The organism is Comamonas sp. wu1-DMT, assembly GCF_040187805.1.
Lineage (GTDB): Bacteria > Pseudomonadota > Gammaproteobacteria > Burkholderiales > Burkholderiaceae_C > Comamonas > Comamonas thiooxydans.
In genome coordinates this window covers 1-7,303 of the sequence record NZ_JBANEM010000040.1, presented here as the reverse complement: position 1 = coordinate 7,303, position 7,303 = coordinate 1, and the positions used below count along the sequence as shown (strand labels likewise).

Below are 7,303 nucleotides of genomic sequence, written 5' to 3'. Positions count from 1 at the left end.
TTAGAATACCGGCCTGTCACGCCGGGGGTCGCGGGTTCGAGTCCCGTCCACTCCGCCAGATTCAAAAAGCCGCAATCAAGCAATTGATTGCGGCTTTTTTCTTGTCTGTGGCGCTCTGGCAGATTTGATGTGCTCCTGACTTTCTAGCAAGATACCCTTGCCATGCAAGTGCTATGGCGATACGCTATCGTTCACCCTTACAGATGTTGACAAAAGTTTTCCATGCGGGAACTTTTGCTGCCAATCGGTACACCATCTTGTCACCATTGGGCCTGCTTCCCGGTGACTGTCTCATCCCTTCATTGTTGTTCGTTTAACCACAGCTCCTTCGATCCATGCGTCCGGCGTCTTCCTTTCTGCTGTCGCTGCTGATGTTTGCCTCCATCATCGGGGTGCAACTCATCGCCATGTGGCCGGCAGGTTCGCAAGATGTGGTGGCCATGGCTTATGTACTCGACGCAGAGCCGCACGAATACGGTGTCGATGTGCTGCAGGAGTTCGAGGACGATGTGGAAGAAGATACGGTGGAGTTCTCCATTCACCGTCCACATCGCACTGCCGAGCTCAATCCGGCCCAGGATGATCGCAATGAATTGTTTGGCCCTCCTGAAGCGGTAGCTGTAGGTGTGGCCGATGTCCGGGTGCCTCCTCAGGGGCATGTGGTGCACCCGACTCATCCCTGGCCGGAAAGCATGTTGCGTCCGCCAAGTCTCGGCCTGCCGCAGGCAGGCTAGCTCCAGCTCAGCTGACGTCATCACGTCAGAACGTTTGCGCTGGGCTTTTTAGACCCCCGATACCTGCCGCCCGTTATTCCAGCGCCTGCTGGCCTGGAATGTGCTTGTCTGCAGAGCATGGCTCTGAGACAGGTCTGGGGCGGCTTCACCTGCTCAGGTGTAACTGATCCTGCATCGCATGCGGCGGCCACCGCATGTGCATGACGGGTTTCCGACCCTTTCCTCACTTTATCTGCCCTCAAGAAGGCAGCTGTGTTCTATGTTCAATAGATCGATAGTGCCGGCTTCTTTACCGGCCAAGGCCAGTAAGAATTCTTCTGGCCATACACCATTGCGAAGCCCCAAACGCGTGGCCGTGTTCGGCCTGTGTCTCGCCGCAGCTCTGGCTGCGCATGCTCAGACCAATGCTCATGGCACACCACAAATCAGCAGCACCATTTCAGATCAGGTGCAGCCCAAGCTGACTTTGACGCAGCTGGTGCAGACCGTGCTGGACAACAATCCCGAACTGCGCTCAGTGCAGCAGTCGAGCTTCACGGCTCAGGCCGCCGTGGTCAGCGCTGGCGCGCTGCCCAACCCCAAGCTGGAGTGGAGTCGCGGCGACAACAAGGCGCGTCTGGCATCGGCCACGCCCGGCAATGTGCAGACCATGGGGATCTCGGTTCCCATAGAAATGCCTTCCGTGCGCGCTGCTCGTATCGAGGCGGCGCAAGCCGGGCAGCGAGCATCCGTGCACCAGATTGCTGCGTCGCGCAATGCACTCGTGGCCCAGGTCAAGCTCAAGGCCTACGAGGTGGTGCTGCGACAGGCGCAGGCACAGGCCGCCTACGATGCCGTCAAGCTGCTGGAACAGGCCCATGAGCGTGTACGCGTGCGTGTTTCCAGCGGTGAGGCGGCGCGTTACGAAATCATCAAGGCCGATGCCGAACTGATCAACGCTCGTCAGCAGGAGCAGTCTGCCCGTTTGCTGGCCGAGCAATCCCAGCTCACGCTCAATCGTCTGGCGGCAGGCCAGTTGCCCAATCGCTTTGATCTGGCCCTGTCTCTGCAGGATCCGGTGGAGACAGTGCAGTTGCAGAACATCAACTGGCAGTCCCATCCGGAGCTGCTGCAGCTGCAGTCCGAGGTGGACAAGGCCGAAGCGCAGAAGAACGGTGCCAAAGCCAGCCGTTGGCCGGGTCTTGAGCTGCGTTACGCGCAGACGCGAGAGCCCGATATCCGCAATAACACCATCGGCGTGAGCATGCAGATTCCGCTGTTCGACCAGCGTCGCGGTCCGATTGATGAGGCTGCTTCGGAAGCCGAGCGTGCTCGCCTGCGCATGGAAGGTCGCAAGGCCGAACTTGAGCAGCAAATGTTGCAGGCCTGGAAGGTCATGGAAATGGCGCAGGTGCGCACCAAGGCCCTGAGCGAGGGCGCGGTGCGCGAGGCCGAATCGGCCTTGCGCGTAGCCGAGGCTGCCTACCGCTTCGGCGAGCGCGGCATTCTGGATGTGCTGGACGCCCAGCGCGTGCTGCGCACGGTACGCGCCGATTTGCTTGAAGCCCGTTATCAGCTGCAATCCGCCCGGATTGAACTGGATTTTCTGGCTGGCCGCTATGCCCAGCCTTCCTCGCTTTGAGCTTTCAAAGTCAAGACCACGTTTTCGTATTTTTTGAATTCGCTTTATGTCTTCTCATCATCACTCCAGGACTGCGCGTCCCGCCTCTCTGGTTCTGGCACTGGCGTTGGCCGGGCTGACAACATTGACCCTGACTGGCTGCGGCAAGGAGGAGCCGGCTGCTGCGGTTGCTGCAGCAGATACCAAGGCCGAGCTTGACCCCATGGAGGTGGTTGTCTCAGCCGAAATGGCAACCAACTTCAAGACCGCCGCGGTAACGCAGGCCGAGGTTGCATCGGTGCAGGAAGTTGCCGGTCGCATTGAAGCCAACGAACGCAAGGTCACCCGCATCGGTGCGGCCGTGACAGGGCGTGTGACCGAGGTGCTGGCCGAAACCGGCGATCGCGTCAAAGCTGGTCAGACCCTGGCGCGCGTCGCCAGCCCCGAGCTGACCACGGCTCAACTGGCCTATATGCGTGCCAGCGCCACGGCAACTCTGGCAGAGCGCTCCGTAGAGCGGGCGCGTCAGCTGATTGCTGCCGATGTGATCGGCTCTGCAGAACTGCTGCGTCGCGAATCGGAAGTGCAGATTGCGCGCGCAGAGTTGAGGGCGGCAGGCGATCAGCTCAAGCTGATGGGCTTGTCCGCCGATGCGCTGAGCAGTTTGCGCGCCAAGGGCAATGTGGCCCCGAATGCCGCCATCACGGCTTCTGCTGCAGGTATTGTGATCGAGCGCCAGGTCAGCCAGGGTCAGGTGGCGCAGCCGGGGGACCCTCTGTTCACTGTGGCAGATCTCTCCAATGTCTGGGTGGTGGGCGCCCTGCCCGAGCAAATTGCGCGCAGCGTGCAGACTGGCCAGAACGTGCAGATCGATGTGCCGGCGCTGGGGCTGACCGTCGAGGAGACACCCATCTCGGGCAAGATCATCTACGTGGGTGACACCGTGTCCCCCGAAACCCGCACCGTGACCATTCGCACTCAGGTGGACAACAAAGATCTGGCGCTCAAGCCCCAGATGCTGGCCACCATGAAGATCCAGGGGGCCATGGAGAAGACTCTGGCAATCCCGTCGCTGGCGGTGGTTCGCGAGAACGACAAGGATCATGTCTACGTCAAGAAAGCCGAAAACCACTATCGCCTGACTCCGGTGGAGTTGGGGGCGGCCAGCGGTGGTCTGCGACCTGTGCTCAAGGGGTTGAGCGAAGGCTCCCAGATCGTGGTCGAAGGTGCATTCCACCTGAACAACGAGCGCAAGCGCGCAGAACTGGAGTAAGCCCATGATTGCCTCCATGATTCGTGCCGCGCTATCGCAGCGGCTGGTGGTGGTCGTGCTGGCGCTGGTGATGTGTGGCTTTGGCCTGCGTGCCGCCATGAATCTGTCGGTGGATGCTTTCCCCGATGTGACCAATGTGCAGGTTCAGGTTGCCACCGAAGCCCCTGGTCGTTCGCCCGAGGAGATCGAGCGTTTTGTGACCGTGCCTCTCGAAATCGCCATGACGGGGCTGCCCGGGTTGGCAGAGATGCGCTCGCTCAACAAGAGCGGTCTGTCCATCATCACGTTGGTGTTTACCGATGCGACCGATGTGTACTTTGCCCGGCAGTTGGTGACGGAGCGTCTGATCGAAGTCACGCCACGCATGCCTGAAGGCATCGTGCCGGTATTGGGGCCGGTATCCACCGGCCTGGGTGAGGTCTACCAGTACACGCTGGACCATCCCGATGATGGCAAGCGCGAGCTGACCCAGGCCGAGTTGACGGAGCGTCGCACCATTCAGGACTGGGTGGCGCGTCCGTTGCTGCGATCCATTCCCGGTGTGGCTGAAATCAACTCTCAGGGCGGATATGTCAAGCAGTACCAGGTGCTGGTCGATCCTGCCCGCCTGCGTCACTACAACCTGAGCGTGCGTCAGGTGGTGCAAGCCGTGGCGGACAACAATGCCAATGCCAGCGGCGGCATCCTGCCGCAGGTGACCGAGCAGTATCTGATTCGCGGCGTGGGCATGATCCGCACGCTGGACGATATCGGCAACATCGTGCTCAAGGAGCAGGGAGGAGTGCCGGTCTATGTGCGTGATGTGGCCAAGGTGCAGATTGATGCCGAGGTGCGACAGGGTGCCATCATCAAGGGCGGCTATACCGAGGGCGTTTCGGGCATTGTGCTGATGATGCGCGGCGGCAATGCCAAGGAAGTCGTGACCCGCGTGAAGGAGCGTGTGGAGGAGATCAACTCCAAGGGCATGCTGCCTGGCGGCCTGCAGATCGTTCCTTACTATGACCGTACCGATCTGGTGGATTCCGCTCTCTGGACCGTGGGCAAGGTGCTGATTGAGGGCATCTTCCTGGTGGTGGTGGTGCTGTTCATCTTCCTGGGCGATGTGCGTTCCAGCCTGATTGTGGTGGCGACGCTGATCATCACGCCGCTGACCACCTTCATCATGATGAACAAGTACGGCATTTCGGCCAATCTGATGTCCTTGGGTGGCTTGGCGATTGCCATTGGTCTGATGGTGGATGCCACCGTGGTGGTGGTTGAAAACGTCTTCCACAAGCTGGGGCAGGCGGGCAATTCGCGCGGCGAGCGCATTCGCACCGTGCTGTCGGCCACCGTGGAAGTTGCTACCCCCACCATCTTCGGTATTGCCATCATCATCTTGGTGTTCCTGCCGCTGATGACGCTGCAAGGTATTGAAGGCAAGATGTTCGGACCGCTGGCGCTGACCATTGCCATGGCTCTGGCGATCTCGCTGGCCGTGTCGCTGTTCCTGTCGCCCGTGCTGTGTTCCTACTTCCTCAAGGGCGGTGCCGATCACGATACCAAGCTGATTGGCTTCCTCAAGCGCCACTATCTGCGTCTGCTTGACGGTGCGACTGCACGCAACCGCCTGACGCTGGCCGTGGCCGTGGCTTTGCTGATCGGATCGCTGGGCCTGTTCCCGTTCCTGGGCAAGTCTTTCATGCCGACCATGAAGGAAGGCGCGCTGACACCGCAGATCAACCGCGTGCCCAGCATTTCCCTGGATGAATCCATTCGCATGGAAATGGCTGCCATGAAGGAAGTGGCGCAGGTGCCCGGCGTGAAGTCCGTGGTGTCCAAGCTGGGACGTGGCGAATCGCCAGCCGATCCTGCTGGCCCCAATGAGTCTGACCCCATCGTGCTGCTGGACCCCGAGTCCGAGCGTACCCAGGATGAGATCGACGAAGAGATTCGTCAGCGCCTGTCCAAGATTCCCGGCGTGCAGATTGTGCTGTCCCAGCCCATCTCCGAGCGTGTGGATGAAATGGTGACCGGCGTGCGCTCGCAACTGGCCGTGAAGGTGTTCGGGGACGAGCTTGAAGACCTCAAGGAAGTCTCCGAGCAGGTGGCGCGCATTCTGAAGAGCGTCTCCGGCAGTACGGACATACGTATCGAGCGACTCTCGGGTCAGCAGGCTCTGACGGTGGATATCGACCGCAAGGCGATTGCTCGTCACGGTCTGAACGTTGCCGATGTGCAAAGCCTGCTGGAGTCCGCCATTGGCGGCAAGGACGTGACGACCTTGTATGAGGGTGAGCGTCGTTACTCGGTCGTGGTGCGTTTCCCCGAGTCCTATCGGGGATCGCCTGAAGCCATTGGCGCAACGCTGCTGACCACGGCGGCTGGCGCGCAAGTGCCGCTGAGCAGTCTGGCCAGGATTGAACTGGTCGATGGCCCCGCGCAAATCAGCCGCGAAGGTGGCAAGCGCCGCGTGGTGGTGGGCGCGAACGTGGAAGGGCGTGACCTGGCTGGCTTTGTTGCCGAGGTCGAGCAGCGCCTGGACAAGGAAGTCAAGCTGCCCGACGGCTATTACTTCAAGTTCGGCGGTCAGTTCGAAAACATGGAGCGCGCCATGGGCACGCTGCAGGTGATCGTGCCGCTGACCATCGTGGCCATCTTCTTCCTGCTGTTCCTGCTGTTCAACTCCATCAAGCTGGCAAGCCTGATCATTCTGGTGCTGCCCTTTGCTTCGATTGGCGGCCTGATTGGCTTGTTTGTCACTGGCGAATATGTGAGCGTGCCGGCATCGGTGGGCTTTATTGCCCTGTGGGGTATTGCTGTGCTGAACGGCGTGGTGCTTGTATCCAGCATTCGCCAACTGCGTCAGGACGGCATGGACGTGGCCGAAGCCGTGCGCGAAGGTTGTACTCAGCGTTTCCGCCCTGTGATGATGACCGCAACCGTGGCTTTGCTGGGTCTGGTGCCATTCCTGTTTGCGACGGGTCCTGGCTCCGAAGTTCAGCGTCCCTTGGCGATCGTGGTGATCGGTGGTTTGATTACCTCGACTTTGTTGACGCTGGTGGTGCTGCCCACGCTGTACCGCTGGTTTGACGAGAAGCCGACCGAGGCTTGATTTGAGAAAGGAGTGATCCGATGACGATGAAAGAAATCCGCGCCATCGTGCGTCCCAGCCGGTTGGAGCGCCTACGTACCGAGCTGCGTGCGATTCCGAACTTTCCGGGTGTGACGATTTTCAAGGCCGAGGGCTTTACGGCCCCCGCGGCCGTGGACAAGCGTACGGTCAAGGATGAGCTGACCGATTTTTCGGACAAGCTCATGGTCTGCGTAATCGTGGAGGAATCCATGGTGGGGGCGATTCGCGAAGCCATCGTCGCGGCCTGCCGCACCGGGCAGATCGGCGACGGTCTGGTCTGGACGGTGGATATCGGCGAGATGCACCGTATCCGTGACGGCGGCGCCGTGAGCTGATCAGGCTTGGCACTGAAAGAAAAAGGGATGCTCTCTGCATCCCTTTTTTCATGCTTTCGACAAAATGTTGGAAGTTTGGAAAAACTGGCGAAAACCCTGTGCTACAATTTTTGCATTGCAGCAGAGAAACACTGTTTCATTGCTTCAGGGGGTATAGCTCAGCTGGGAGAGCGCTTGCATGGCATGCAAGAGGTCATCGGTTCGATCCCGTTTACCTCCACCAAAATTAATGACGGCGAGTCGCAA

Annotated in this window: 5 protein-coding genes and 1 tRNA gene; all 6 read left to right on the top strand. The window is 60.0% G+C overall.

Annotation, left to right across the window (positions count from 1 at the left end; translation table 11 throughout):
• Positions 1 to 335 precede the first annotated feature (335 nt).
• The 6 genes from V8Z78_RS26825 (at position 336) to V8Z78_RS26800 (ending at position 7,280) form a co-directional block, all read left to right on the top strand.
• On the top strand, positions 336 to 734 hold the full coding sequence (locus V8Z78_RS26825; RefSeq protein ID WP_012837584.1) for a hypothetical protein: 399 nt from the start codon (positions 336 to 338) through the stop codon (positions 732 to 734).
• A 349-nt stretch (positions 735 to 1,083) separates the two neighbouring features.
• A complete protein-coding gene (locus tag V8Z78_RS26820; RefSeq protein WP_046462730.1) occupies positions 1,084 to 2,355 on the top strand; it encodes a TolC family protein in 1,272 nt (423 codons plus the stop codon).
• Positions 2,356 to 2,401: 46 nt separating this feature from the next.
• Positions 2,402 to 3,607, top strand: coding sequence for an efflux RND transporter periplasmic adaptor subunit (locus V8Z78_RS26815; protein WP_003061135.1), 1,206 nt, complete (start codon positions 2,402 to 2,404; stop codon positions 3,605 to 3,607).
• A 4-nt stretch (positions 3,608 to 3,611) separates the two neighbouring features.
• Complete coding sequence (locus V8Z78_RS26810) at positions 3,612 to 6,701, top strand: efflux RND transporter permease subunit (RefSeq protein ID WP_003061132.1); 3,090 nt, start codon at positions 3,612 to 3,614, stop codon at positions 6,699 to 6,701.
• 20 nt (positions 6,702 to 6,721) lie between these two features.
• Entirely contained in the window at positions 6,722 to 7,057 is a 336-nt protein-coding gene (locus V8Z78_RS26805) for a P-II family nitrogen regulator (protein WP_039050540.1), read from the top strand.
• Between the two features lie 147 nt (positions 7,058 to 7,204).
• Positions 7,205 to 7,280, top strand: a tRNA-Ala gene (locus V8Z78_RS26800).
• The last annotated feature ends 23 nt before the right edge of the window (positions 7,281 to 7,303 follow it).

What these genes read in the sequence shown, in the direction of transcription:
- V8Z78_RS26825 (WP_012837584.1), top strand. Translation starts at nt 336, where the DNA reads ATGCGTCCGGCGTCTTCCTTTCTGCTGTCGCTGCTGATGTTTGCCTCC.
- V8Z78_RS26815 (WP_003061135.1), top strand. Translation starts at nt 2,402, where the DNA reads ATGTCTTCTCATCATCACTCCAGGACTGCGCGTCCCGCCTCTCTGGTT.
- V8Z78_RS26810 (WP_003061132.1), top strand. Translation starts at nt 3,612, where the DNA reads ATGATTGCCTCCATGATTCGTGCCGCGCTATCGCAGCGGCTGGTGGTG.
- V8Z78_RS26805 (WP_039050540.1), top strand. Translation starts at nt 6,722, where the DNA reads ATGACGATGAAAGAAATCCGCGCCATCGTGCGTCCCAGCCGGTTGGAG.